Origin of the sequence: Arthrobacter sp. NPDC092385, from assembly GCF_044755105.1 — a bacterium.
In the GTDB taxonomy this organism is placed as follows: Bacteria; Actinomycetota; Actinomycetes; order Actinomycetales; family Micrococcaceae; genus Arthrobacter_D.
Map to the genome: position 1 here is coordinate 40,234 of NZ_JBIVQL010000010.1, position 26,019 is coordinate 66,252.

Below are 26,019 nucleotides of genomic sequence, written 5' to 3' on the forward strand. Positions count from 1 at the left end.
TCGGTCTCTGCGACGTTTTCTCCCCTGGCGTCCGTATCGGATGTGCAGCCGGACAGGAAGAGTGCCGCTATGGCGAGGGCCGAGACGGCCGTGAGTCTACGCAAGTGAGTCCCCTATGTTTCACCTTCGGGCGGCGCTGGGCCGCGGGGGAGTTGCTCCCCCTGGTTCGGACGCTACCGCCTGAGCAGCACACCGAACAGCACACCGAACAGCACGATCTGGTGACGGATGGGGAAAACCCCTCCCATCGGTGTGACGGGAGGGGTCTTCTCGTACTTTTTCCTGACTGTCAGCGGACTAGCCCGGCTTCTAGCCCGTTGCTTGGCTAGACGCCGTAGTAGAGCTCGAACTCGTAGGGGTTCGGGCGCATCGACAGCGGCAGGATCTCGACCTCGCGCTTGTACGCGATCCAGGTGTCGATCAGGTCCTGCGTGAAGACATCGCCGGCCTGCAGGAACTCGTTGTCGGCTTCGAGGGCCAGCAGGGCTTCCTCGAGGGACCCCGGTGCCTTCTGGATGTGCTTCGCTTCCTCGGCGGGGAGCTCGTAGAGGTCCTTGTCGATGGGCTCGGCAGGCTCGATGCGGTTCTTGATCCCGTCGAGGCCGGCCATCAGCTGGGCAGCGAACGCCAGGTACGGGTTCGACGAGGGGTCCGGCGCGCGGAATTCGATGCGCTTGGCCTTCGGGTTCGATCCCGTGATCGGGATGCGGATGCCGGCGGAGCGGTTGCCCTGCGAGTAGACCATGTTGACCGGGGCTTCGAAGCCCTTGACCAGGCGGCGGTAGGAGTTGACCGTCGGGTTGGTGAAGGCGAGGACGGCGGAGGCGTGCTTCAGCAGGCCGCCGATGTACCAGCGGGCCATGTCCGACAGGCCGGCGTAGCCGCGCTCGTCGTAGAACAAGGGCTGGCCGCCGCTCCACAGCGACTGGTGGCAGTGCATGCCCGAGCCGTTGTCGCCGAAGATCGGCTTCGGCATGAAGGTCGCCGACTTGCCCCACGCGTTCGAGACGTTCTTGACGATGTACTTGAACTTCTGCAGGTCATCCGCAGCGTGCGTCATGGTGGTGAACTTGTAGTTGATCTCCGCCTGGCCTGCGCCGCCGACCTCGTGGTGCGAGCGCTCGACCTCGAGGCCTGCCTTGTCCAGCTCGACGCAGATCGCGTCGCGGAGGTCGGCCTGCTTGTCCACCGGGGACACCGGGAAGTAACCGCCCTTGAAGGGGGTCTTGTTGCCCAGGTTGCCGCCGACTTCCTCGCGTCCGCTGTTCCACGGGGCCTCGATCGAGTCCACCTTGTAGAAGCTGCCCTGCGGCGAGGACTCGTACTGGACGTTGTCGAAGATGAAGAATTCCGCCTCGGGGGCGAAGAACGCGGTGTCCGCGATGCCGGTCGAGGAGAGGTACGCCTCGGCCCGCTCTGCAACGCTGCGCGGGTCGCGGTGGTAGGGGTCACCGGTGCGGGGGTTGACGATGGAGAAGTTGAGGGCGAGCGTCTTCTCCGTCCGGAACGGGTCGATGAACGCGGTCGTCACGTCGGGGATGAGCTGCATGTCCGATTCGGCGATGCCCTGGAAGCCACGGATGGAGGATCCGTCGAAGAGCTGGCCGTGCACGAAGAAGTCCGCGTCGACCGACTTGGCAGGAACGTTGAAGTGCTGCTGCACTCCGGGGAGGTCGGTGAACCGGACATCGACAAACCTGATGTCTTCGTCGGCGATGAACTTGAGGACCTCGTCCGCATTCTTAAACATCGATTCATGCTCCTAACGCATGGCTGGGGGAAACCCGGCGCCAGCGCGTGTCCCTGCACCGCACGGGATGTCACGAGCTCGGGCAGGATGGAACGCTGCCGCCGACTCGTTCCAACTCTAGGAGCGGGCAGTTTCCCGCTGGTGTCGTCTTTGTTTCCGGGACGTTACATGAGGTGAACTGCGCTCCCCACCCTAGCGCCTCCGGCAGTGCCCGGGCATAATGCGGGTGCCTGCTGCCGGGTAGGCTGGAAACGTGGTCAACAGAGAAGACATCGGTTCGTGGATGGAAGGCCCGCCGCCGTCGGGCAACCAGCAGTGGCCCGGTCAGAGGCTCGGGCGGCCGGAGTCCGGCCCCGGCTCGATCGCGCGGTTCGGTCCCAGGGCCGGCGCGCTCCTGATCGACTGGGTGCTGTGCTCGCTGGTCTCCGCCGCGTTCTTCGGCTACGACGGCTTCGCCACGCTCTCCATCTTCCTCGTGGAGCAGATCCTGTTCGTCGGGTTCTTCGGATACAGCATCGGGCATCGCCTGCTCCGCATGCAGGTCCAGACCCTCGACGGAAAGCCGGCCGGATACCTCACGGCGATCATCCGCAGTGTGCTCCTGTGCCTCGTCATCCCTGCGCTCGTCATCGACGTCGACCAGCGCGGACTCCACGACCGGGCCCGTGGAACGGGCCTCTTCCGCATCTAGATCCGAGCCCCGGCATGCGAAGAGCCCCTCCCGGAATCGGGAGGGGCTCTTCGCATGCCGACGGGAACGGGGCCGGTCACCGTCCGCGCATGGCCTTGCGGTCCGGCCGCGCCTTGAAGGGATCGACGCCCTTCGGGACGGGAAGCTTCGTGCCGAGGGCGGTCAGGCGCTTGTCGACCGCGTAGACCTCCTGCTTGGTCAGCGTCTTCTTCAGCTTCTGCACGGTCTTGGGGACCTTCGCGAGTGGAACCTGCCGGTCGCCCCGGCCCGTCTCGATGACATGCACCGGCACGTTCGGGATGATGCGGGCCATCTTGCGCTTCTCGCCGTCGACCAGCTGCTTCACCCGCGTGGAGGGTCCCTCCGAGACGAGGATGACGCCGGGGCGTCCCACCACGCGGAACACCGCGTCCTGGGTCCGTGGGTTCACCGCGACGGGCTGCTCCTGCAGGATCCACCCGCGGCGCAGGACGCTCAGGGCCGCGCCTGCGGCGCCCGGCTTCCCCTCGATCTGGGAGAACGCCGCACGTTCGGCTCGCCGGGACAGGATGAAGATCGCCGCGAGGAACGCGAGCGGGAGGGCGATGATCATCAGGGTGATGACGTTGTCGATCAGCAGGCCGATCAGCAGGCCCACCGCGATGATGCCCACGAACGCCAGCAGCATGAACCAGACGGCACTGGGATCATTGCGCCGCGTCATCTTGAAGACCTCGACGACCTGCTTCATCCGCCCGGTCTTCTTCGGCCCCTTCTCGGCTTTCGGCTTGCGCGAGAAGAGACGGCGTTTGGGCGTGGGTGAGCCGGAAGGATCGATCATGTGCGACATAGTGCTTCGATTCTACGGGATGAGATCGGCGGGGCTGCCGGTTCAGCTATGGCAGTGTGCGCGTGGGCGGCAGGGGATGCGTCAGCCGGCGAGGAGGGAGGAGGCTTCCTGCGATGCCGAACCGGATTCGTCGAGGTGCGCGAGTTCCGGGGGTAGCTCCAGGCCCTTCTTGCGCATGGCCCGCGCCCAGAGGCGGCCGGCGCGGTAGGAGGAGCGCACGAGAGGCCCGCTCATGACGCCGAGGAAACCGATCTCCTCGGCTTCCTCGCTCAGTTCCACGAACTCCCCGGGCTTCACCCAGCGATCGACCGGAAGGTGGCGCTCGCTCGGGCGCAGGTACTGGGTGATCGTGATGAGGTCGCATCCGGCCTCGTGCAGATCCCGCAGGGCTTCGGAGATCTCCTGGCGGGTCTCGCCCATTCCGAGGATGAGGTTCGACTTCGTGACCATCCCGCGGTCGCGACCCTGGGTGATGACGTCGAGCGATCGGTCGTAGCGGAACGCCGGCCGGATGCGCTTGAAGATGCGGGGCACCGTCTCGACGTTGTGGGCGAAGACCTCCGGGGCGGCGTCGCAGATGGCGGCGATGTGCTCGGGGCGGCCTGAGAAGTCGGGGATGAGGATCTCCACGCCCGTACCGGGGTTCATGCTGTGGATCTGCCGGATGGTCTCGGCGTAGAGCCAGACGCCCTCGTCGGCGAGGTCGTCCCGGGCCACGCCGGTGACCGTCGCATAGCGCAGGTTCATGGACTGCACCGACTGGGCGACCTTGAAGGGTTCGCTCCGGTCCAGCGGTTGGGGCTTGCCGGTGTCGATCTGGCAGAAGTCGCAGCGCCTGGTGCACTCGGAGCCGCCGATGAGGAACGTTGCTTCGCGGTCCTCCCAGCACTCGAAGATGTTGGGGCAGCCGGCCTCTTCGCAGACCGTGTGCAATCCCTCCTTCTTGACGAGGTTCTTCATGGAGACGAATTCCGGCCCGATGTTGACCTTGGCCTTCATCCATTCCGGCTTCCGTTCGACCGGCGTCTCGGCGTTCCGCGCCTCGATGCGCAGCATGCGGCGGCCCTCGGGTGCAAGGCTCACAGTGAAGCTCCTTCTGTGTCATGAACGGGACCGGCGGTGACGGCGGCGTCAGCAGGGTGGTCCGGGTGCGCGCCGGCGATGTTCCCGCCCACCAGCACCGCCTCATTGTTGCGCAGTTCGGCCTCGATGTGCGAAACGACCTCGGCGGGCGTGACGGTCCGGCCGCACTCGGCCGAGATGGACGTCACCCCGGCGTCGCTGATCCCGCAGGGAACGATCTGCTGGAAGGGTGCCAGGTCGTTGCTGCAGTTGACCGCGAACCCGTGCATCGTGACCCGGTCCCTGACCCGGATGCCGATCGCCGCGATCTTCCGTGCCGGCCGGTCGTCCGCCGCTGCCAGCCACACGCCGGAGCGTCCGTCGATCCTGATGCCCTCGATACCGAAGGGCCGCAGCGAGGAGATGATGACCTCCTCGAGGACATGGACGTATTCGGCGACCCTGGCGGGATCCCGCAGGGCGAGGATCGGGTAGCCCACGAGTTGCCCCGGACCGTGCCAGGTCAGTTTTCCGCCCCGGTCGACCGGGACCACGGCGGTTCCGTCGAAGGGGCGTTCGTGGTCCTCGGTGCGCTTGCCGGCGGTGTAGACCGGTGTGTGCTCGAGGAGGAGGACGGTGCTGGGTGCAGCGCCGCCGACCACCTGGGCATGGAGGGCCTTCTGCATCTCCCACGCCTGCGTGTACTCGATGTAGTCCGGGGCGAGGCCGACGCGCGACAGCACAAGAGTCATGATGCAAGCGTAATCCCGTGTGCCGACACATTCCTCATGGCGGGATCAGGGCCGGTTCCTCGACGTGCGGTCGTGAGCGGCCGTCCTGCCCGGGACGTCGAAGGTGGCACCGAGACGGACCAGGCGGCAGTCGCTGTCGGTCCGCCGCACCTCGAAGTGGAGCACGGGGGAGGCCGGGCCGGCCTGTGCCCGGAATCTCCAGAAGTCCGTCCTGAAGCCGCGTGCCCGCTGCAGGTCGTCTCCTCGTGGTGGAACGGGCAGCGCGCGCCACGTGGACCAGTGACGGCTCTCCCCGATGACGCGCCACAGCGTCCCTCGCCAGCGCAGGTCGAGGGGCTGTGCATCGCCGTCGATGTCCTGGAGCGTGAGTGCTACGGCCTCGTCGAACAGCCGCCAGGTGCCGACGTATTCGGACGTACTGGAAGTCATGGCATACCTGTTCCGCGAAGGAGGTGGGGGGTTAAAAATAGAACACATGTTCTATCGGATCAACTGGTCGGCGGTCATCCGGTAGAGCGCGCCTGTTGATAACGGAGAACGCGGCGACTCGGTGGCCTAGAACAGATACATGAGCGAAGCAACGCGTCCGGGGCAGGCAGGGCATCACCCAGGGTCCGCTCCGCGCGCTGCCGCGCCTGCACGGACGTCCCAAGAGCGGGGCCGGGAGCGCCCGGACGACGGCGAGGGGCGGCCCACGGTCCCGGGTCTGCGGGTCGGCCGACTGCTCGGACGCGGCGGCTCCTCCTCCGTCTGGCTGGTGACGGACGACGGCGACCAGCGGTTCGCGCTCAAGGTGGCGCAGGGTCGTCCGCCGGAGGAGAGCGCGGGCCGGACCCCGGCAGACGACGGCGGCAGGCGGGGCAGGCGGGCCGCGAGGGCCCCCGGAGAGGCCTCCCCGGGGGCGCCACCGGAACATCCTGAGCTGCATCCGGCAGCACCATCCGGCGCGGGCGCTGCGGACGAGGTAGCCGCGGAGCTGCGGCTGCTGCAGAGGTTCGCCCACGACCACCTCGTCGGGGTGCACCGCATCCTGGAGACCGATCAGGGCCCGGGCCTGCTCATGGATCTCGCTCCGGGGGGTTCACTGCTGGCGCTCGTGACCAGTCGCGGTCCGCTGCCCATCGCGGAAGTCGTCACCGCACTGGTTCCGATCGCGCAGGTGCTCCATCATCTCCATGGCGCCGGTGCCCTGCACGGCGACGTCACGCCGGGAAACATCCTGTTCACGCACGAGGGCAAGCCGCTGCTCGGGGACTTCGGTACCGGCAGGCTCCTCGGATCGGACCACGGGAGGCGGACGGGTACGCCCGGTTTCCTCGACCCGATCCGCAAGGATTCCTTCGACACGGGAGCGGACGTGTTCTCGCTGGCAGCGGTCTCCTGGTTCGCACTCACGGGACGCATCCCCGGGCCCACGGAGCAGAGGCCTCCGCTCGCCCGGATCATCCCCGACGTCCCTCCGCAGCTCATGCAGCTGGTCGAGGACGGACTGAGCTCCGATCGGGACCGCCGGCCCACGGCCGACCACTTCGCCCGCATCCTCATGTCCAGTGCCGCCCCGGAGCCGGTGAACCTGGTGCCCGCCGTCCATCCCAGCGTGCTGCCCGAACTCCTCACCCGGCGCACCGACACCCCGTCAGTCGAACGCGTACCGCGCCGGCGGCGACTGCTGCGTGGTGCGGCAGGTCGGGCACCGGGCAGGACGGCGGCCGCGCGCCGGCCTCCGTCGGCGGGGCGCAGGGCGTCGTCGGGCCGCCCGGGTACCGGTTCCGCCCGGTTCCGTCGGGGAGGGCAGGATGTCCGCGACGAGCCCGTCATGCGGCGGCGGTTCGCCGTCGCCGCCGGGCTTGCCGCCGTCGTCCTCCTCGTCGCAGGGATCGCGCTCACGCTCCGGGACATGCCCGGCCCGGCTGCGGGCGCCGGAAGATCGGCCGGGGAGGAGGCCTCCGGTCCGGCGACCAGCCTGGCCGCGCCTCGTCAGGCAGCACCGCAGGCAGCGGACGATGAGTCAAAAGGACAGGGGGCCGGTCGGCGGCCACCGGCGGAGGCCGCAGTACCTGAAGCAGCCGTCGAGGCCGCCCTGGCACCTGATCCCGTGATCGCCCTCGGCGGGCTGGCAGCGCTCCGCGCGTCGGCTTTTGCTGCGGCTGATCCCGCGGTCCTCGCAAGGGTCGACGTCGAAGACTCGCCTGCCATGACCGCCGACCGGGACGCCGTGGCCGCGCTCGCGGAATCGGGTACGAGCCTTCGCGACCTGTCGATCACCATCCGGGACGCGTCGCTGCTGGCCGAGGCGGATGTCGCGGCCCTGCCCGTCGGCGCCCTCACGGCGGCGTCGGCGCCCCCAGCCTCGACGGAGGTCGCACTGGTGAGGGCGACGGCCGCGCTCTCCTCGTACACCGAGACCGGGACGACGGCGGAAGCGCCGTTGCCGGGTGCCCCGCCCGGCCCGCTGATGGCAGCCGGACAGCAGGAACTGGTCTTCGTCCTCTGGGACGCCGGCGGCGGGTGGCGGATCCACTCCGTCGTCGCACCTCCCGCGTGAGGCCCGGCGATCAGGTGGAGGCCGGGGCAGCCTTGCCGGTGACGGTACTGCGGACCCACCGGGCGAGGGCTTCGGGCGTGGGCTGGTCGAACGCGAAACCCGCTGCGGTCAGGACCCGCGGTTCCATCCGCGCGCTGACCAGCAGGAGCTCGAAGCCGAGTTGCCCGATGACGGCCGTCAGGACGGGCGCGGGCACCCGGAACCACACCGGGCGGTGGAACGCCCTGCCGAGCCGCAGCGTGATCTCGTCCAGGGTCGCCGGTGCCGGGGCGCTCAGGTTGACCGGACCGGACAGGGGAGCGGTGAGGAGGAACTCGAGTGCGCGGACCTCGTCGTCGAGGCTGATCCATGGCCACCATTGACGGCCCGAACCGAGCGACGTCCCGGCGAAGAGCCGGATGGGGGTCAGGAGGTTGGGCAAAGCTCCGCCACCCTTCGCCATCACGATCCCGGTCCGGGCGAGCACCACGCGGACGGAGCCGGGAGCTGCCAGTGCCTCGGCTTCCCAGCGGCGGCAGATGTCGGCCAGAAGCGTTCCGCCCGAGGCCGAGCGCTCCGTCAGGACCTCGTCACCACGGTCTCCGTAGTAGCCGGACGCCGACTGGCTGATGAACACCTCGGGCGGATTCTTCGCCTTCTGCATCGCCTGGACGAGCGTCCTGGTCGGCAGGATACGCGACGAATACAGCGTCTCCTTGTAGCTCCTCGTCCAGAGCCCTCCCGCGATACCGGCGCCGGAGAGGTTGATGACGGCGTCGGCCCGTTCGACGGCGGCGACGTCGAGTTCACCCGCGGAGGGATTCCAGCGGATCTCCCCGGGGCCCTTGGGGGACCTGCGGACGAGGCGCGTCACCTCGTGGTTCTTCTCGAGCTGGCGGGTGAGGGCTGTTCCGATGGTCCCGGACGCGCCGGCGAGGAGGATGCGCATGATCCCATCGAACCACTTGTCAGGAGCGAAAGGTACCGCGCGCCCTGGGCCGCGGACTCCGGCCCGATGCGTCGTGCCTGGAGGCCACAGCGGCGCAAGGCGGTCGGCGACAGTGCGCAGCGGCCGGCCGGGGAACACCGACGCGGTGGCTAAGATCGACCAATGGTCTCCGATTACCTCCGTTATCCGCACGTCCACGGCACGAGAGTCACGTTCGTGGCCGAGAACGACGTGTGGATCGCGCCGCTCGACGGGGGCCGCGCGTGGCGTATCTCCGCGCTGCAGCTGCCGGCCCGAAATCCCCGGTTCTCCCCGGACGGCTCGACCATCGCATGGACCGTCGTCCAGGGCGGGGCGCCGGAGGTCGTGGCAGCGGACACCGACGGCGGAAGCTTCCGGCGGCTCACCTTCTGGGGTCACCAGAGCACCCGGGTGAAGGGCTTCACCGCGGCGGGGGAGGTTCTCGCCACCAGCGCCTTCCGCCACGAGGATTCGCGCCTGAGCTGGGCCTACCGGGTGCCGCTCGACGGTTCGGCGCAGTCCGTCCTGCCGCTCGGGCCGGTGGACGTCGTCGCCGAGGGGCCGGCCGTCGGCGACGGGAAGCCTGTGGTCATCGGCAGCGTCCTGACCCGGGAGCCGGCCTGGTGGAAGCGCTACCGCGGCGGTACGGCAGGCAAGCTCTGGATGGACGCCGCCGGCAGCGGGGAGTTCGTCCGGTTCCTTCCCGAGTTGGACGGCAACATCAGCGATCCGATGTGGGTGTCCGGCCGCCTTGCGTTCCTGTCGGACCACGAGGGCCACGGCAACGTCTACTCGGTCGACGGACGCGGGGGAGACCTGCGGCGCCACACGGACCACGACGAGTTCTACGTACGCCATGCCAGTTCCGACGGCACGGGGATCGTCTTCGAGTCAGCGGGTGCACTCTGGCATCTGCCGTCCCTCGACGGGGAGGCCGTCCGGCTGTCCATCACACTCGGATCCGCCTCCACCGCGCGGCGGCCGTACCCGCTCAAGGTGGAACGCCACCTCGGTGCCGCCGTGCCCACCCGGGACGGGTCGGCATCGATCGTCGAGGCGCACGGGACGCTGCACTGGCTGACGCACAAGGACGGTCCGTCGCGAGTCGTCGAGGCCGCGCCGGGTGTGCGTGCTCGTCTCGGCCGCCCGGTGGGTCGCTCCCGTGTCGCCTACATCGCAGACACCGACGGCGAGGAGGCACTCTACGTCCGTGACGTCTTCCTGCCCTCGACGGAGAGCACCGCGGCTCCGGGGCCGATGCGTGCCTGGACGGAGACCGGGCAGGGGGCAGCCGGCCGGGCCTCGGGAAGCGGCGACGCGGACGCCGATGGCCAGGCGGCGCTGCTCGACGCCCAGGCGTCCACCGCCGGCGGCGCGCTGCAGCGGATCTCCTTCGGAGGGCGTTTCCGTGCCTCCGCGCTCGCCGTCAGCCCGGACGGCACCCGCATAGCCGTGGCATCCGAGACCGGAGTGCTGGAGGTCGTGACGCTGGACGGCGGAGCGCGCCGAAGGATCGCCTCGACCGATCTCGGAGTCATCGAGGCCGTCACGTTCTCCCACGATTCCACGTGGCTGGCCTGGTCCGAGCCGATGGCCCAGGAAGGCGCCCGCAGCCGGATCCGGCTCGTGGCCGCCTCGGGCGGCGGGATCGTCGACGTCACCGATGGGCGCTTCCGCGACTGGTCGCCGACCTTCACCCGCGACGGCCGGTACCTCGCCTTCTTGTCGGACCGCAGCTTCGACCCGGTGTACGACACCCACCGCTTCGACCTGAGCTTCCCCGCGTCGACGAAGCCCTACCTCGTCGCGCTCGCGGCGGGGACGCCGTCGCCGTTCGGCCCGGGTGTCGCGCTCGGGGAGGAAGAGGCCGAGGAAGGGCGGCCGACGGATCCGGCAGCGGACGGCACGGAAGCAGCCCCGGCCGTCGTCGTCGATCCCGGTCTCCTGATGGCGCGCACCATCCCGCTGCCCGTGGCCCAGGGCACCTACGACGACCTGCGGGCGGTGGCCGGCGGACTGCTCTGGACAGCCAGTGACATCGGCGGCGTCACGGGCGACGGACGCGCCTCCTCCTCGGCGGACGGTCCGGCACGCCGGCTGGAGCGCTTCGACCTCGCCCGCAGGACGGTCGAGGTCCTGGCAGCGGACACGGACGCCTTCGAGGTCAGCAGCGACGGCTCGACGGCGGTCCTCACGTCCGCGGGCAAGGTCACGGCGATCCCGACCGACAGCAGGACGGATGCCGACTCGCCCAAGCACGTCGACGTGGCGCTCGGGCGCATCCGGGTCCTGCTCGACCCGGTCAGTGTGTGGAGGCAGGCCTTCGAGGAGGCCTGGCGACTGCAGCGGGACTTCTTCTGGACCGAGGACATGGCGGGGATCGACTGGGCCGCCGTGAGGGCCCGCTACCTGCCGCTGGTCGACCGCCTCGGCACCCAGGACGACCTCGCGGACCTCCTGTGGGAGCTCCACGGGGAGCTCGGCACCTCCCATGCGTACGTCGCCCCACCGCTCATCACGGAGCCGGGCGGCAACCAGGGCTTCCTCGGAGCGGACGTCGCACCCGCGGAGGGTGGATGGGCTGTCACGCGGGTCTTCGACACGGAGTCGTCGGACCCGCAGGCCGTGTCCCCCCTGAGCGCTCCGGGCGTGGCGGTCCGGGCCGGCGACGTGATCGAGGCGGTCGACGGCGTCCCTGTGCCGGCGGCATTCGGTCCCTCGGTACTGCTGACGGGGGCCGCGGGCGTCACGGTCGAGCTGACGGTCCGGTCCGGGGCCGCGAGCGACCCAGGGCGGCGCCGGGTCGCCGTCGTACCCCTCCGCAGCGAAGAGCGGCTGCGCTACCAGAACTGGGTCGCAGCCAACCGGGCGACCGTCCAGCGCGCTTCCGACGGTCGCTTCGGCTACCTGCACATTCCCGACATGGTCGCGAACGGGTGGGGTCAGCTGCATCGCGACCTCGACCGGGAGACGGCCCGCGACGCCCTGGTGATCGACGTCCGGCGCAACAGGGGCGGGCACACCTCGCAGCTCGTCGCCGAGCTGATCGGGCGCCGGGTCACGGCGTGGTCCATGCCGCGCGGGGAGGCGGCCGGCACCTACCCGGCGCACGCTCCCCGCGGGCCGGTGGTCGTCCTCACCGACGAGTTCGCAGGATCCGACGGCGACATCATCACGCAGGTGGCTAAGCTCCGCGGGATCGGGCCGGTGATCGGCACGAGGACCTGGGGTGGCGTGATCGGCATCGACGGCAGGTTCAAGCTCGCGGACGGGACCGGCGTCAACCAGCCGCGGTACGGGTTCCACGTCACCGGCGGAGTGGGGTGGGCCATCGAGAACCATGGCGTGGACCCGGATATCGAGGTGCCGTTCCCACCGCACGCCTACGCCGCGGGCGAGGACCCGCAGCTCGAGCACGGCGTCGATGTGCTGCGCGAGATGCTCGCCGAGATCCCCACCGACGTTCCTCCGGCGAAGGAGGGCTACCCGTCCCGCAGGCCGGCCCCGCTGCCCCCGCGCCCCCAGGACCTCCGGGGCTGACCCCGGCGGAACGGCCGCCGAAGAGCGCGGGAGAGCGCGGACGCAGAAGGACCCCGGGCGGCGCCCGGGGTCCTTCCGCTCGATACGGGAGTGCTCAGCCCTGCAGCGTCGCCGTCAGGGTGATGTCCTTGACGGCGGCGAGGGCCTGCGACACGGGGCAGCCCTCCTTCGCAGCCTGCGCCACGCGCTGGAAGTCCTCCTCCGACAGGCCGGGCACGGTCGCATCGAGCGTGAGGCGGATGGCCGTGATGCCGGTACCCGGCTGGAAGTCCACCTCCGCCTTGGTTTCGACGCGCTCGGGGACCTTGCCCTCCTCGCCCAGGGCATGGCTGAAGGCCATCGAGAAGCATGCGGAGTGCGCGGCGGCGATGAGCTCCTCGGGGCTCGTCTTGCCCTCGGACTGCTCGGCGCGGGCCCGCCAGGTGACATCGTACGTGCCGAGGCCGGATGAGTCGAGCGTGACCTGACCCGAGCCCGTGGGGAGGTCTCCACTCCAGACGGTGTGGGCTGTGCGAACGGTAGCCATGGTTCTCCTTGCTGTCTGACGGACGCGGAGATCGCATCCGGTACTTCACTCCCATCCTAGGGAGCGGCGGTACGGAGTTCCATCGGCACGGACCGTGCTCGCCAGGTGCGCCCCATCAGGGGTAAGGGTAGGTCGTGCGTGGCGAGGACGACAGAAGCCGCCTCCCTTCCGGGAAGCGGCTCCTGTCCGGCCTGGATCAGCCCATGGCCCTACAGGCCGAGGTCGGCCTCGAAGGCGCCGCCTTCGAGGCGTGCCTTGAGCGTCTGCAGGAAGCGGCCCGCATCCGCCCCGTCCACCAGGCGGTGGTCGTACGTCAGGCTGAGGTACATCATCGAACGGATGGCGATCGTGTCGTCACCATCGACCGTGACGACCACGGGACGCTTGACGATGATGCCCGTCCCGAGGATGCCGACCTGCGGCTGGTTGATGATCGGGGTGTCGAAGAGCGCGCCCGCCGACCCGATGTTCGTGATCGTGAAGGTGCCTCCGGAGAGCTCGTCCGGACCGATCTGCCCGTTGCGGGTCCGCGACCCGACATCCGCGATCTTCTTGGCGAGTCCCCCGAGGTTGAGGTTGCCGGCGTCCTTGATCACGGGGACCAGGAGGCCCTTCTCGGTGTCGACCGCGATCGCGAGGTGCTCGGCGTCGTGGTACGTGACTTCCTTCTTCTCCTCGTCGAAGGAGGCGTTCAGCTTCGGGTGGTGCTTGAGTGCCTCGGTGACGGCCTTGGAGATGAAGGGGAGGAAGGTGAGCTTCGCCCCGTTCTGCGCCAGGAAGGTGTCCTTCGAGGCCGCACGCAGCTTGGCGACGCGGGTCATGTCGACCTCGATCACCTGGGTCAGCTGGGCGGAGACCTCGAGCGACTCGCGCATGCGCTTGGCGATGGTCTGCCGGATACGGGGAGCCTTCTCGACGGTCCCGCGGAGCTTCGAGGGCTCGACGGCGGGAGCCGCCGGCCTGGACGGCGCTGCCGGTGCGGCAGCCGCTGGTGAAGCCTGCGGGGCTGCTGCGGGCTCGGCCTGCGGGGCGCTCTGGGCCTTCTGGGCCTCGGCCGCCTCCAGGACGTCCTGCTTCCGGATGCGACCACCGACGCCGGTGCCCTTGACCGCGGAGAGGTCGACGCCGTTCTGGTTGGCGAGGCGGCGTACAAGGGGGGTCACGTAGGCGGAGGCGTCGGACCCCGTGGATTCGTCCGACGCGGCAGGCTTCTCCTCGGCTGCGGCGGGCTCCGCCTCGGCCGCGGCGGACTTCGCCGCGGGGGCTCCGCTGGCGTCGTCGTCGGGCTCGGACGTACCGGAGGCACGTCCTGCCTCCTGGCCGGCGCCGGGCTTCTCGGTGGGGGCGTCGTTGCGCTCCTCTGACGGTGCGGCCACGAGCGGCTCTCCGGATGCGGCTTCGACCTTCTTCGGTGCTGAGGCGCCGGATCCGATGACGGCGAGCACGGCGCCGACCTCGGCGGTCTCGTCCTCGTTGACGCGGATCTCCTGCAGCTTGCCGGCGACGGGCGAGGGGATCTCGGTGTCGACCTTGTCGGTGGAGACCTCGAGCAGGGGCTCGTCGACCTCGACGTCGTCGCCGACGGCCTTGAGCCAGCGCGTCACGGTGCCTTCGGTGACGCTCTCACCCAGGGCGGGGAGGGTGACCTCGGTGCCTTCGGCCGAATCGCCGTCCGCGGGAGCGTCGTCCGTCTGGGGGGCCTCCTGGGCTGCCGCAGGCTCGGCGGCGGGCTGCTCGGGCTCGGCCGGGGCCTCCTCCGCGGCGGGGGCCGCGCTGCCTGAGTCGCCGCTGCCCGAATCACTGCTGCCGGAGCCGTCACCGATGCGCACGAGCGGCGCGCCGACCTCGGCGGTCTCGTCCTCGGCGACGAGGATCTCCTCGATCACGCCGGCGATCGGCGAGGGGATCTCGGTGTCGACCTTGTCGGTGGAGACCTCGAGAAGGGGCTCGTCGACCTCGACGCGGTCACCGACCTGCTTGAGCCAGCGGGTGACAGTGCCTTCGGTGACGCTTTCACCGAGAGCGGGCAAGTTCACGGATTCAGACATAATGCGCCCGTTTCTCCTTTGTAGATCGTTCCTTGGCAGCTGGTCGACGAGCGGGGCCCGTTCAGCTGGACGTGCTTGAAATTCCTGCTTCCGAGCTTAGTCCACGCCCTCGGGGCGTGGACCAAGCCGGATGGTGCTGTGCCTCTCAGCCGTGCAGCGGCTTGCCGGCGAGGGCGAGGTGGGCCTCGCCGAGGGCCTCGTTCTGCGTGGGGTGCGCGTGGATCAGCGGGGCGACGTCCTCGGGGTACGCCTCCCAGTTGACGATCAGCTGGGCCTCGCCGATCTGCTCGCCCATGCGCGAACCGAGCATGTGCACGCCGACGATCGGGCCGTCCTTCTCCCGGACGAGCTTGACGATGCCGCCGGTGCCGATGATCGAGCTCTTGCCGTTGCCGGCGAGGTTGTACTCGTGCGTCTCGACCCGGTCGTCACCGAACTTCTCGCGTGCGGCCTTCTCGGTGTAGCCGACCGAGGCGATCTCGGGATCGCTGTAGGTGACCTTGGGGATGTTGAGGTCGGCGACGACGACGGGCTTCAGGCCGCCGATCTCCTCCGCCACGAAGATGCCCTGCTGGAAGCCGCGGTGGGCCAGCTGCAGGCCGGGGACGATGTCCCCGATCGCGTAGATGTTGCCGACACCGGTGTGGAGACGCTCGTCGGTGATGACGAATCCGCGGTCCATCGTGAGCCCGGCCTCCTCGTACCCGAGGTTCTGCGTCACGGGCCCACGGCCGACGGCGACCAGCATGAGGTCCGCTTCGAAGGTCTTGCCGTCCTCGAGGGAGACGACGACGCCGTCGTCGTTCTGCTCGACGGACTTGAAGCGCGTGCCGGTGTTGAACTTGATGCCGCGCTTCTTGAACGCCCGCTCGAAGTTCTTGACGATCGAGGCGTCCTCGTTGGGGACGAGCGAGGGGAGCGCCTCGATGATGGTGACGTCCACGCCGAAGGACTTCCACACGGACGCGAACTCGCAGCCGATGACGCCGCCGCCGAGGATGATGGCGGTCTTCGGCACGAAGTCCATCTTCAGGGCCTGGTCCGAGGTGATGACCTTGCCGCCGATCTCCAGGCCGGGAAGGCTGCGGGAGAAGGAACCGGTGGCGAGGATGATGTGCTTGCCGGTGTAGGTGGTGCCGTCGACGTCGATGGTGTTCTGTGACGCGAGCTTGCCCGCGCCCTCGATGACGGTGATGCCCTTGGACTTGATGAGGCCCTGCAGGCCGCGGTACTTGCCCGCGATGATGCCGTCCTTGTACGCGTTGACCGCGTTCATGTCGATCGACTCGAAGGTGGCCTTCACCCCGTACTTCTCCGCGTCGCGGGCGCCGTCGGCGATCTCGGCCGAGTGCAGGAGGGCCTTGGTGGGGATGCAGCCGTTGTGGAGGCAGGTGCCGCCCAGCTTGCCCTTCTCGATGAGGCCCACGGTGAAGCCCAACTGCACCGCGCGGAGTGCAGCCGCGTAACCGCCGCTGCCTCCACCGAGTACCAGGATGTCGAATTCTTGCGCAGTTGCCGATCCGGCCACTTGAACGCTCCCTCGCGTGGTCTGTTGACGCGCAGGGCGCGTCGGTTGATAAATCTCTTGCTGATGCGGTCGCGGTGCAGGATGCACGTGCTCGATCTGCTCTCGTTTTTCACCCTATCCCCAGAACAAGCCGGCATCCACTTGAAGTGCATGTCGCATCCGCCGGAGGGCCCCGATGTGCGCAGCGTCACGTGCTGGTGCATACCGGCCGGGGACGGGGGCCAGGGGGCGCCGTGCCGTCACCGGCACGGCGCCCCCCTCGCTGCTAGGCGGTGCGTGCGAGGACGTCCTCGACGTAGGCCAGCAGGGTGCGGACGCCGACACCGGTTCCGGCCTTCGGGGTGTAGCCGTAGGGGGCGCCTTCATTGAAGGCGGGCCCGGCGATGTCGAGGTGCGCCCACGGGATCTTCTCCCCGTCGACCTGGCCGACGAATTCCCGGAGGAAGACGGCGGCGGTCATCATGCCGCCGTGACGCTCGCCGATGTTGGCGATGTCGGCGACCTGCGAGTCGAGGCTCGGGCGGAGTTCCTCGGGCAGGGGCATGGGCCAGAACTGCTCACCCGCGCGGTCGGCTGCGGCCTTCACGGCGTCGCGCACGCCGTCGTCGCCCATGACACCCGAGACGCGCGTGCCGAGGGCGATCATCTGGGCGCCCGTGAGCGTCGCGATGTCGATGATCGCATCGGGCGATTCCTCGCTCGCGGCGGCGAGGCCGTCGGCCATCACGAGGCGGCCCTCGGCGTCGGTGTTGAGGACCTCGACCGTGCGTCCGCCGTAGATCGAGAGGACGTCCTCGGGGCGCTGGGCGGTACCGGACGGCATGTTCTCGGCGAGGCAGAGCCATGCCGTGACCTTGGCGGGGAGGCCCAGTTCGGCGACCGCGAGCAGGGTGGTGAGGACGACGGCGGCGCCGGCCATGTCCAGCTTCATGGTCTGCATGCCGGCGGCCGGCTTGAGCGAGAGTCCGCCGGAGTCGAACGTGATGCCCTTGCCCACGAGGGCGAGGTGGACGGCGGACCGGGCGGGGGAGTACTCGACCTTGACCATGCGGGGCGGCCGTGAGGAGCCCTTCCCGACCCCGAGGATGCCTCCGTAGCCGTCCCGCTCGAGGCGCTTCTCGTCCATGACGGTGATCTTGACCGGAAGCCCGCGCGAGAGGTCCTTCGCGGCCTGCGCGAACGTCTCGGGGTAGAGGTGGCTGGGGGGCTGGTTCACGAGGGAGCGGGTGGCATTGACGTTCTTGCCGAGGATGATGGCGCGTCGGAACGCCGGGGCGAGGTCGGCGTCGTCGGCGGCGGAGGTGTGGACGACGACGTTGCGGACCGCGTCCCTGTCCTTCGCGGGAGCGACCGTGCCGTCCGGCTTCATGCCGGACTTGTGGCCCTCGTAGCTGTACGCGCCGAAGGCGGCGCCCTCGGCGACGGCGGTGGCGGCGGCGACGGTGTCCGCGGGGAAGGCGAGGACCACGGTGTCGAGGCCGGTCAGCTGGCGGACGGCCGCACCTGCGGCGCGACGCAGGGTCTCCGGGGCGAGCACGGAGTCGGGCGCGACGGGCCCGATGCCGGAGAGTACGAGGGAGTCCGCGCCGGTCTCGGGCAGGCCGGGGAGGCGGCGCACCTCGTCTGCGGCACCGCTGATGCCGAGCACCTGGAGGGAGTCGCCGAGGGCGCGCGCGGCCTTCGCGGGCAGCGGGCTGTCGAGCAGGACCGGTCCGTCCGCCCCCTTGGCGACCCCGATCACGAGCGCGTCGCTCGGAATCTTCCTGAGGTCCTTCGCGGAAGCGGTCAGGTGTAGTTCGGTCGTCTTGATCACGGAATCTGTCTCCTCGTGTCCGGATGGGTTGTCCAGATGCAGCAACACTCACGGTCTCCGGTATCTGGTGGTCCGGGAACCGTCCTGACGATCGTAGTCTCTGGCCCGTCGCCCACCGTGGCGCGTCTCCCGCTGTTCGCGGCACCACGGCTCCGGAATGAAGCCGATGCAGCCGGTGTTGGAACAGGCAGGACCCGACCGCCAGGAGAGAACCATGCTGGATCCACGAACCCTGTACAACACCGACGCCGACGTCTTCGACGACCCCGGGAGCAGGGGGCTGCCACTGCTGGTGAGCCTGACCGGCTTCATGGACGCGGGCCAGGTCGTCTCGCAGGTCAGCGAGGAACTCCTCGAGGTCCTCGAGCACGAGACGGTCGCCGAGTTCGACGCCGACCAGCTCATGGACTACCGGGGGCGCCGCCCCAAGATCACCTTCGTCGAGGACCACCTGACGGACTACCAGCCGCACCGGCTCGAGCTGCACCGCCTGCACGACGGCCTGGGCGAGCCGTTCCTGCTCCTCACCGGCGCCGAACCGGACCTGCAGTGGGAGCGGTTCGCGAGTGCCGTCGTCGGACTCGTCGAGGACCTGGAGGTGTCCCTCGTCTCCTGGGTCCACGCGATCCCGATGCCGGTCCCGCACACGCGCCCCATCGGCGTGACGCTGCACGGCAACCGGTCGGACATCATCGACGGCATGAACGCCTGGCGTCCCACCGCCGAGATCCAGGCCTCCATCGGCCATGTCCTGGAACTGCGCCTGATCGAGGCGGGGCACGACGTCGTCGGGCACGTGATCCACGTGCCGCACTACCTCTCCGAGGCCGAGTACCCGCCCGCCGCCGTGGCCGGACTCGAGTACCTGGGCGCCACCGCGCGGCTCGTGCTGCCGACCGATCGGCTGCGTGAGACGGGGCGCGACGTCGAGCGGCAGATCGCCCGGCAGGTCGGCAACTCGGCGGAGGTGCAGTCCGTGGTCGCATCGCTGGAGAAGCGGTACGACGAATACGCCGATGGCGCGGCCCGCCGGTCGCTGCTGGTCAAGGAGAACAGCGAGCTCGCCAGTGCGGACGAGCTCGGTGCCGCCGTCGAGGCCTACCTCGCGAGCCCTCAGGCGGAGGAGGAGTCCACCCTCCTGTGGGATACCGAGTTCCTCGGCACGACCCCGATCGACTACGGCAGCCGCGGCGACCGCGAGGAGCCCACGGCGCCCGAGGGACACGACGACGACGGCCCGTCCGGCCCGGAGCCGCGCTCCCTGGCGTAGTCGTCCCGGGCAGGACGCCGGTCACGCCGGGAGATCGCTGGTGACGCGGAGGAACCTCATCCCGTGGAAGGGGCGTCACGGTGGTCGTGGCCGTGTTCCCCGACCAGCTCGTGAAGCCCGGAAACCGCGTCAGCCAGCACCATGGTGGGGGACTGCACGATGAACGGCATCAGGAGGCGGTTCTCCTTGTCGAGATGCAGGGCGAAGATGCGCCGGATCGCGTCGCCGGCCACGGCGGCAGGAACACCGCGTGAACGGCGCAGCTCCTCGACGAGTGCCACGATGACCTTGTGCTCGCTCAGCATGCCGTCCACCAGGAGTCGTGCCTCGGGATCCGAGCCCGGCCCGCTGTACAGCGGACCCTCCTCCGCCAGCGCATGGGGGACGAGTTCGCCGGCACACCATCCCAGCAGGGCGCTCCGGGCCCTCTCCTCGGCCGCGGAATCCCTGGCTCCGACGGACTCCACCAGCGAGGCCGCCAGCCCGCTGAGCTCTTCCAGCATGGCGGCATGATGTTCCTCGACAGCCCGCATCGCCGCTGTTTCGGCTCCCGCGTCCTTGCGCCGGCTCATGGCCTCTCCCTGCGACAGTGCCTGCTGCCCGGAGGAACCGGCCGGCCGGCGATGTGACGTCTGCTGTCCATCGTAGGCCGGGACCACCGGCCCGCACCGGGTCTTTCGGCCCCTTCAGGGCCAATGGCCCTAACAGCCGTACCGGCGGAGGATCACACTGAGCGCGTCGGCACGGTTGGATGCCGGTTCCCGCGATCGTGCCCGGAAGAGCAGGTGCCAGATGAACAAGCCAATCGTGGTCGGAGTCAACGGGTCGGGCGGCAGTGAGGCAGCTATGCTGTGGGCGCTCCAGCGCGCTGCCCGGAACAAGTTTCCCGTCGTAGCCGTGCATGCGCTCGATGACCGGTGGATCTCGCCGGACTTCGCCTACCAGGACGTGATCAGGGAATCCGGTATGCAGCTGTTGCGGCAGGTCCAGGAGGATGCCGCCAAGAAGGAGCCCGACGTCGACGTCCGGATCAGGCTGGGGGAAGGGAGCCCGGCCTTCGTGCTGAAGGAGCTCTCCCGGGACGCCTCGATGGTGGTCGTCGGATCGCACACCCGCACCTGGGCTGATGGAGGACCCATGACGGATCGGGCGCTGCAGGTGGTCGCTGCATCGGACAATCCGGTGGTCGTCATTCCCGAGGGCCAGGGACCGGCGGGCACCGGAGTGGTGGTCGGGGTGGACGGCTCCGAGGAATCGCTTCAGGCGGTGGCGCTGGCGGCGGCGGAAGCCGACCGCGAGGGGGACGGGCTCACTGCCGTGCTGGCATTCCGGCGCCCGTCCTGGTGGGCTCAGCGCGGGATGCCCGGGAGGGGACTGGCCGAGTCGATCGAGGAAGAGGACAGGATCGTCCTGGCGGAGTCGGTCGCGGGCCTGACCGACATGTATCCGGACCTCGCAGTGCATCAGCGGTTCGAAAGGAACGAGGACCCGGCGAGGGCGCTGGTGGCAGCTGCTGCGCATGCCCGGCTGCTGGTCCTCGGCAGCCGTGGTCGCGGAGGCTTCAGCAGGCTCCTGCTGGGTTCCACCGCGCATGCGGTTCTGCAGCGGGTGCCGTGCCCCACGATCGTGACCCGCGTGCATGCCGTGAAGCATCAGGAATAGCCGCAGAAGAAGGGAGCTCCCGTGGGCTCCCTTCGCCGGGCCCGCCGTGCACAGGGGGTGGGAACGGGGCGTTCCGTGCGCCGCGCGATAATGGGGACGTGAATTCTTCGAGGGCGCTCCTGGTCTGGGCAGCAGGTGTAGCGGCCTACCTCGTCGCAGTCACCCAGCGCACCACCTTCGGGGTGGCCGGACTCGAGGCGACGGACCGCTTCGGCGCCTCCGCGTCCCAGCTGTCGGTCTTCACCGTGGTGCAGCTGCTCGTGTACGCGGGTCTGCAGGTGCCCGTCGGAGTCCTCGTGGACCGGTGGGGCCCCCGGGCGCTCATCGTGACCGGCGGGGTCCTGATGGCGCTCGGGCAGGCGCAGCTGGCCTTCGCGGACTCCGTCGGTGCGGGCATCGTCGGTCGGCTGTTCGTGGGAGCCGGGGACGCCACGACCTTCATCAGCGTGCTGAGGCTGCTGCCCGCGTGGTTCGAGCCGCGGCGGATCCCGGTCCTCACCCAGTGGACCGGCATCATCGGACAACTCGGCCAGGTGGTGTCGGTCGTCCCGTTCGTCGCACTGCTGGCGACCTTCGGGTGGCAACCGGCGTTCCTCTCGGCCGCGGCCCTCTCGGTTCTCGCCGTCGTGCTCTCGGTGGTCGCCATCCGCGACTCGCCCCAGGCGGGCGGCGAGCGTACGGCCCAGACCCTCCGGCAGACGGGAGTCTCCCTCGCGGAGGCGTGGAGACAGCCGGGCACGCGCCTCGGCCTGTGGTCGCACTTCACCATCCAGTTCCCGGGAACGGTCTTCGTGCTGATGTGGGGATACCCCTACCTGGTCCGCGCCGAGAAGGTCGGCGAGGGTGCGGCCTCGGCCCTCATGACGCTGTTCGTCGCGGTGGGCATCGCCTGCGGACCGCTCCTCGGCCGCTATGTCGGGCGCCACCCGCTCCGGCGATCGACGATGGTGCTCGCGATCGCCGCACTCATGGCCGGAGCATGGCTGTCCGTGCTGCTGTACCCGGGGCCCGCGCCCCTGCCGCTGCTGACCCTGCTGGTCATGGCGCTGGCCGTCGGCGGGCCCGGTTCGATGATCGCCTTCGATTTCGCCCGCACCTTCAACCCCGCCGCCCGGATGGGAACGGCGACGGGCATCGTGAACATCGGCGGATTCATGGCGTCCCTGCTGTCGATGTTCGTCATCGGCGTCGTCCTCGATGTCCTCCTCGGCAGCGGTTTCTCGGACGGTGACCTGTATGCGCTGCCGTCCTTCCGCCTCGCGATGGCGGTGCAGCTCGTGGTGCTCGCGACGGGTGTGGTGGCCGTCGTCGTCGCACGGCGAAGGGTGCGACGCCGCATGGCCGAGCAGGGCGTGGTCGTGCCGCCCCTGCGCGATGCCCTGGCCCGCGAGCGGCGCCGTCGGCGTGAACGGAAGAGCGCGCGGTAGCCCCAGGGCGGCGAGGCGGGAGGCTCCGTCGACCGCCGCGGCCCGGTGCGCCGCAGCGTTGTCCACATAGCCGCCCTGCACAGAGCGGACACGGCCCCGGGCTAGCAGGCTGTCCCGCATGTCATCTCCCACGAGCCCCGCGCCGGGCAGCCCCGCATCCCCGTCCTTCGCCGTCTCCTCGCCGGCCGACATCCTGTCCTACGTGCCGCACGCCCTCGGCTTCATGCCGGGTGAGAGCCTGGTCGTCCTGACCATGGCGGGCAAGCGGCTGGGCGCCACGCTGCGCGTGGATCTGCCTGCGCACGGGGCTGATCCCCTCGCATTCGCCGAAGGGGTGATGTCGTTCCTGCAGGGGGACTCCGAAGCAGACGGCGCCCTCGTGATCGTCTATACGCAGGAGGACTGGGAGGCGCTCACGCCACCTCCACGCGCGGCCCTGGTGCGATGCGTCGAAGCCGTCCTCGGCGCTGGGGCCCTTCCCCTCCGCGGCGGATGGTTCGTCTCGCGTTCAGGGTGGCGCGACTACTTCTGCAGCGACGGGGGGGTGCTGCCCATGGCCGGGGCACCCCCTCGACACCGTCGTGCACAGCGCACTCAATGCCGAGCTGATCTTCGGCGGGAGCGCCTTCGACGTGTCGGCTCCGGAGGCGGTCCTGCGTGCCGCTCCTTCGATCGCAGGGCCAGGCGTTGCGTCGCCGGAAGCGCTCAGGGCGGTCGAGGACGCGCAGGCGCACTACGCTGCCTGCTGCTCCGGCCAGTGGACGGCGGTACCCCAGTTCCGTGCCACGTCTGCCCTGTGGGACGCCGTCCTGCTGCAGCCGGAGGGCTTCGGCGTCGAGGTCGAACCGGAGGTGGCGGGCTTCCTGCTGGCGAGCATCGAATCGCGGACCGTCCGGGACTTCCTCCTCGCGAGCGCCTGCCTGGGTTCGGTCGCGGCCCTCGACGGCGCCGCACGCTGCGGCCTGCTCGAACCCGATCCGGCCGCCGTCGGAGCCGCCGGCAGCCCGGGTGGCTCCACGGCGTGGGTGCTGCCCGAGGTCCGCACCGCAGGCGGCCTGCGTAGCCGTGTCCGGGTGGCGCATGGCGGCCCGGCCGCATCGGAGGCTGTGACCGAAGCAGGGACGCGGCCCTCCCTGGAGGGAAGGCCGCACGAGGACGCGGCACTGCTGTACGCCGACGTCCTCGCCGGGCGCTACACGGGGGACATCGCGTGGCACCGCGTCGATGCGATGACCGTCATCCTCGCGCGGATCGCCGCGGTGTCCGACGGCGAGTCGCGCGCCGCGGCGCTGACCATGTCCGCTTGGTTCGAGTACGCGCGTGGACGAGGTTCACGGGCTGCGGTCTTCCTGGCTGCTGCGGAGGAGGCGGTGCCGGGGTACAGGCTCGCGCGCCTGCTCCACGAACTCCTGCGGCGAGGAGGACTGCCGGCCTGGGCGCGACGCCGCTCGACCGCCTGGACCTCCGGGGTGCCGGCCGCACCCCGGAGCGCCGTGCAGCCGTGGCCTGCGGGCGTGAAGCCGGCGTCGCGGGACGGGCTGTGAGCGGCAGTGGGCGGCCCGGTGATAATTTCCGGCGCGGCAGTGATCGTGAGACAATGAAGGTTGAGACCCGGTTGGGTCCGCGCACCAGAACACCGCCGAGTATTCCACGACGGCCGCCGCCCACGGGCGGTGTCCGGGGGAATAGCGAGGGCGACAGGACCGTTCCCTAGGGAACCGCCCCGTCGGTACCGTCTGGAGAAAACCGCGGACTTGACAGGGTCATAGTGGTGTTGTCCCTCTGATGGCACCGCACACCGCCGTACGAAAGGTTCTCTGTGTCGGTCAAGAAGACAGCAGCACCGGTGTCGACAGACGCCGGTACCACCACTACCAAGCGACGGGTAGCGGCCAAGAAGCCCGCCACGAAGGCTGCTTCCACCGCTGCGGCCGCGAAGGCTTCGACCTCTGATGCCCAGGGTTCGGTGGACACACTCGACGGAGCGGATCCCGCCGTCGATGCAGCCGTCGACGTCGATCCCGAGGACCTCAAGCCGGAGGCTGCCGAGGTCGGCACCACCACCGGTTTTGTCTACTCCGACGCCGACGACGACGACGCCCCGGCCCAGCAGGTCGTGTCCGCCGGCGCCACCGCCGACCCCGTCAAGGACTACCTGAAGCAGATCGGCAAGGTGGCCCTGCTCAACGCCGAGCAGGAAGTGGACCTCGCCCTCCGCATCGAGGCCGGCCTCTTCGCCGAAGAGAAGATCGCAGCGGACCCGGACATGGATCCGAAGCTGAAGCGCGAGCTCGAATTCGTCATCCACGACGGCAAGCGGGCGAAGAACCACCTGCTCGAGGCGAACCTCCGCCTCGTCGTCTCCCTCGCGAAGCGGTACACGGGCCGCGGCATGCTCTTCCTCGACCTCATCCAGGAAGGCAACCTCGGGCTCATCCGTGCCGTCGAGAAGTTCGACTACACCAAGGGCTTCAAGTTCTCGACCTACGCCACCTGGTGGATCCGCCAGGCGATCACGCGCGCCATGGCCGACCAGGCGCGGACCATCCGCATCCCCGTGCACATGGTGGAGGTCATCAACAAGCTGGCGCGTGTCCAGCGGCAGATGCTGCAGGACCTCGGCCGGGAACCGACCCCCGAGGAGCTCGCCCTCGAGCTCGACATGACGCCGGAGAAGGTCGTGGAGGTGCAGAAGTACGGCCGCGAGCCCATCTCGCTGCACACTCCCCTCGGCGAGGACGGCGACTCGGAGTTCGGCGACCTCATCGAGGACTCGGAAGCCGTCGTGCCGGCCGACGCCGTGAGCTTCACCCTCCTGCAGGAACAGCTGCACTCCGTGCTCGACACCCTTTCCGAGCGGGAGGCCGGCGTCGTGGCCATGCGCTTCGGGCTGACCGACGGCCAGCCCAAGACGCTGGACGAGATCGGCAAGGTCTACGGTGTGACGCGTGAACGCATCCGGCAGATCGAATCGAAGACCATGTCCAAGCTGCGCCACCCCTCGCGGTCGCAGGTGCTGCGGGACTACCTCGACTGACCACCGAACGCCACGAGGACGTCGGAGCAGGGCCCTTCCTTCGGGAGGGGCCCTGCCCCGTTGGCGGGAAGCAGACGGGACGCAGACGGGACGCAGGGGAGGGATCCGACGGTCCCCTTGCGCCCGCAGCCGCGCGGGGACGGCCAGCAGCCCGGAACGCAGAATGGGCCCCCTCCGAGGAGGGGGCCCATTCTCGTTCTTCAGCGCCTGTACACGGGGCGCTTGTCCTGGACGTGTGGGGTGCGGCGTCCGATGGTCAGTCGACGGCGACGGCCGGCTTCTCGTGAAGCCGCTGCGTCTCGTCCTGCCACTCCGAGGTGAGCGGCTTCAGGTTTGCTTCGACGGCGCGCGCATGGTGGCCGCAGAACAGAAGCTCTCCACCGGAGGACTGAAGGACTGCCCGCACGTAAGCCTGGGCGCCGCATCGGTCGCAGCGGTCCAGGGCAGTGAGTTCGCGAGTTGCTACTGCAGTGGTCATGAATGCCTCCTCATGTGGATCGTCTACTCATATAACCACTATTCGTCACCGTCCCTTCGCAGGCTTGGCCTCCTTTCGCTCCGGGCGTACCAGGGGTATGGGGTCGCTCGCG

21 protein-coding genes are annotated in these 26,019 nt (G+C 69.6%); 9 read left to right on the forward strand and 12 right to left on the reverse strand.

Annotated elements, in window-relative coordinates; translation table 11 throughout:
* Positions 1–325 precede the first annotated feature (325 nt).
* Positions 326–1,750 carry a type I glutamate--ammonia ligase gene (gene glnA, locus ACIQCY_RS13520; protein WP_400484411.1) on the reverse strand — a complete coding sequence of 475 codons (1,425 nt, stop codon included), beginning with the start codon at positions 1,748–1,750 and terminating at the stop codon, positions 326–328.
* A gap of 253 nt (positions 1,751–2,003) precedes the next feature.
* Between glnA and ACIQCY_RS13525 the strand changes: the two genes are divergently transcribed.
* Positions 2,004–2,441 (forward strand): RDD family protein, encoded by a 438-nt coding sequence (locus tag ACIQCY_RS13525; protein WP_400484412.1) that lies wholly within the window; start codon positions 2,004–2,006, stop codon positions 2,439–2,441.
* Between the two features lie 76 nt (positions 2,442–2,517).
* Here ACIQCY_RS13525 and ACIQCY_RS13530 read toward each other — a convergent pair whose 3' ends face one another.
* The 4 genes from ACIQCY_RS13530 to ACIQCY_RS13545 all read right to left on the reverse strand — a co-directional run bounded on the left by ACIQCY_RS13530 (position 2,518) and on the right by ACIQCY_RS13545 (position 5,513).
* Positions 2,518–3,270 carry a DUF4191 domain-containing protein gene (locus ACIQCY_RS13530; protein ID WP_400484413.1) on the reverse strand — a complete coding sequence of 251 codons (753 nt, stop codon included), beginning with the start codon at positions 3,268–3,270 and terminating at the stop codon, positions 2,518–2,520.
* An 81-nt stretch (positions 3,271–3,351) separates the two neighbouring features.
* The gene (gene lipA, locus ACIQCY_RS13535) at positions 3,352–4,353 is read right to left on the reverse strand and encodes a lipoyl synthase (RefSeq protein WP_400484414.1); all 1,002 of its coding nucleotides are present in this window, start codon (positions 4,351–4,353) and stop codon (positions 3,352–3,354) included.
* The gene (lipB, locus tag ACIQCY_RS13540) at positions 4,350–5,084 is read right to left on the reverse strand and encodes a lipoyl(octanoyl) transferase LipB (RefSeq protein ID WP_400484415.1); all 735 of its coding nucleotides are present in this window, start codon (positions 5,082–5,084) and stop codon (positions 4,350–4,352) included. Before lipB ends, lipA begins: the two co-directional genes overlap by 4 nt.
* Positions 5,085–5,129: 45 nt before the next feature.
* Complete coding sequence (locus tag ACIQCY_RS13545; protein WP_400484416.1) at positions 5,130–5,513, reverse strand: hypothetical protein; 384 nt, start codon at positions 5,511–5,513, stop codon at positions 5,130–5,132.
* Positions 5,514–5,652: 139 nt separating this feature from the next.
* On the opposite strand from ACIQCY_RS13545, the gene ACIQCY_RS13550 reads away from it, so the two are divergent.
* Positions 5,653–7,629 carry a serine/threonine-protein kinase gene (locus ACIQCY_RS13550; RefSeq protein ID WP_400484417.1) on the forward strand — a complete coding sequence of 659 codons (1,977 nt, stop codon included), beginning with the start codon at positions 5,653–5,655 and terminating at the stop codon, positions 7,627–7,629.
* Between the two features lie 10 nt (positions 7,630–7,639).
* On the opposite strand, the gene ACIQCY_RS13555 is transcribed toward ACIQCY_RS13550, so the two are convergent.
* Entirely contained in the window at positions 7,640–8,557 is a 918-nt protein-coding gene (locus ACIQCY_RS13555) for a TIGR01777 family oxidoreductase (protein ID WP_400484418.1), read from the reverse strand.
* A gap of 162 nt (positions 8,558–8,719) precedes the next feature.
* Here ACIQCY_RS13555 and ACIQCY_RS13560 point away from each other — a divergent pair, with 162 nt between their 5' ends.
* A complete protein-coding gene (locus ACIQCY_RS13560) occupies positions 8,720–12,118 on the forward strand; it encodes a S41 family peptidase (RefSeq protein WP_400484419.1) in 3,399 nt (1,132 codons plus the stop codon).
* Positions 12,119–12,212: 94 nt separating this feature from the next.
* Here ACIQCY_RS13560 and ACIQCY_RS13565 read toward each other — a convergent pair whose 3' ends face one another.
* From ACIQCY_RS13565 to ACIQCY_RS13580, 4 genes are all read right to left on the reverse strand, one after another.
* The gene (locus ACIQCY_RS13565; protein WP_400484420.1) at positions 12,213–12,644 is read right to left on the reverse strand and encodes an OsmC family protein; all 432 of its coding nucleotides are present in this window, start codon (positions 12,642–12,644) and stop codon (positions 12,213–12,215) included.
* A gap of 209 nt (positions 12,645–12,853) precedes the next feature.
* Positions 12,854–14,692 carry a 2-oxoglutarate dehydrogenase, E2 component, dihydrolipoamide succinyltransferase gene (gene sucB / locus ACIQCY_RS13570; RefSeq protein ID WP_400484421.1) on the reverse strand — a complete coding sequence of 613 codons (1,839 nt, stop codon included), beginning with the start codon at positions 14,690–14,692 and terminating at the stop codon, positions 12,854–12,856.
* Positions 14,693–14,837: 145 nt separating this feature from the next.
* Positions 14,838–16,220 (reverse strand): dihydrolipoyl dehydrogenase, encoded by a 1,383-nt coding sequence (lpdA, locus tag ACIQCY_RS13575; RefSeq protein WP_400484422.1) that lies wholly within the window; start codon positions 16,218–16,220, stop codon positions 14,838–14,840.
* A gap of 265 nt (positions 16,221–16,485) precedes the next feature.
* Complete coding sequence (locus ACIQCY_RS13580) at positions 16,486–18,033, reverse strand: leucyl aminopeptidase (RefSeq protein ID WP_400484423.1); 1,548 nt, start codon at positions 18,031–18,033, stop codon at positions 16,486–16,488.
* 214 nt (positions 18,034–18,247) lie between these two features.
* Here ACIQCY_RS13580 and ACIQCY_RS13585 point away from each other — a divergent pair, with 214 nt between their 5' ends.
* Positions 18,248–19,303, forward strand: a complete 1,056-nt coding sequence (locus tag ACIQCY_RS13585; protein ID WP_400484424.1) for a proteasome assembly chaperone family protein — start codon at positions 18,248–18,250, stop codon at positions 19,301–19,303.
* Between the two features lie 56 nt (positions 19,304–19,359).
* On the opposite strand, the gene ACIQCY_RS13590 is transcribed toward ACIQCY_RS13585, so the two are convergent.
* Positions 19,360–19,875: a hemerythrin domain-containing protein gene (locus tag ACIQCY_RS13590; RefSeq protein ID WP_400484425.1), complete on the reverse strand. Its 516-nt coding sequence runs from the start codon at positions 19,873–19,875 to the stop codon at positions 19,360–19,362.
* A 220-nt stretch (positions 19,876–20,095) separates the two neighbouring features.
* Here ACIQCY_RS13590 and ACIQCY_RS13595 point away from each other — a divergent pair, with 220 nt between their 5' ends.
* The 5 genes from ACIQCY_RS13595 to ACIQCY_RS13615 all read left to right on the forward strand — a co-directional run bounded on the left by ACIQCY_RS13595 (position 20,096) and on the right by ACIQCY_RS13615 (position 25,429).
* Complete coding sequence (locus ACIQCY_RS13595; protein WP_400484426.1) at positions 20,096–20,965, forward strand: universal stress protein; 870 nt, start codon at positions 20,096–20,098, stop codon at positions 20,963–20,965.
* 98 nt (positions 20,966–21,063) lie between these two features.
* Positions 21,064–22,392 carry a nitrate/nitrite transporter gene (locus ACIQCY_RS13600; protein WP_400484427.1) on the forward strand — a complete coding sequence of 443 codons (1,329 nt, stop codon included), beginning with the start codon at positions 21,064–21,066 and terminating at the stop codon, positions 22,390–22,392.
* Positions 22,393–22,615: 223 nt separating this feature from the next.
* Entirely contained in the window at positions 22,616–23,455 is an 840-nt protein-coding gene (locus ACIQCY_RS13605; RefSeq protein ID WP_400484478.1) for a hypothetical protein, read from the forward strand.
* Between the two features lie 10 nt (positions 23,456–23,465).
* Positions 23,466–23,936, forward strand: a complete 471-nt coding sequence (locus tag ACIQCY_RS13610; protein WP_400484428.1) for a DUF4192 family protein — start codon at positions 23,466–23,468, stop codon at positions 23,934–23,936.
* A 302-nt stretch (positions 23,937–24,238) separates the two neighbouring features.
* Positions 24,239–25,429: an RNA polymerase sigma factor gene (locus tag ACIQCY_RS13615; RefSeq protein ID WP_400484479.1), complete on the forward strand. Its 1,191-nt coding sequence runs from the start codon at positions 24,239–24,241 to the stop codon at positions 25,427–25,429.
* Between the two features lie 256 nt (positions 25,430–25,685).
* On the opposite strand, the gene ACIQCY_RS13620 is transcribed toward ACIQCY_RS13615, so the two are convergent.
* A complete protein-coding gene (locus ACIQCY_RS13620) occupies positions 25,686–25,907 on the reverse strand; it encodes a hypothetical protein (protein WP_400484429.1) in 222 nt (73 codons plus the stop codon).
* Positions 25,908–26,019 lie beyond the last annotated feature (112 nt).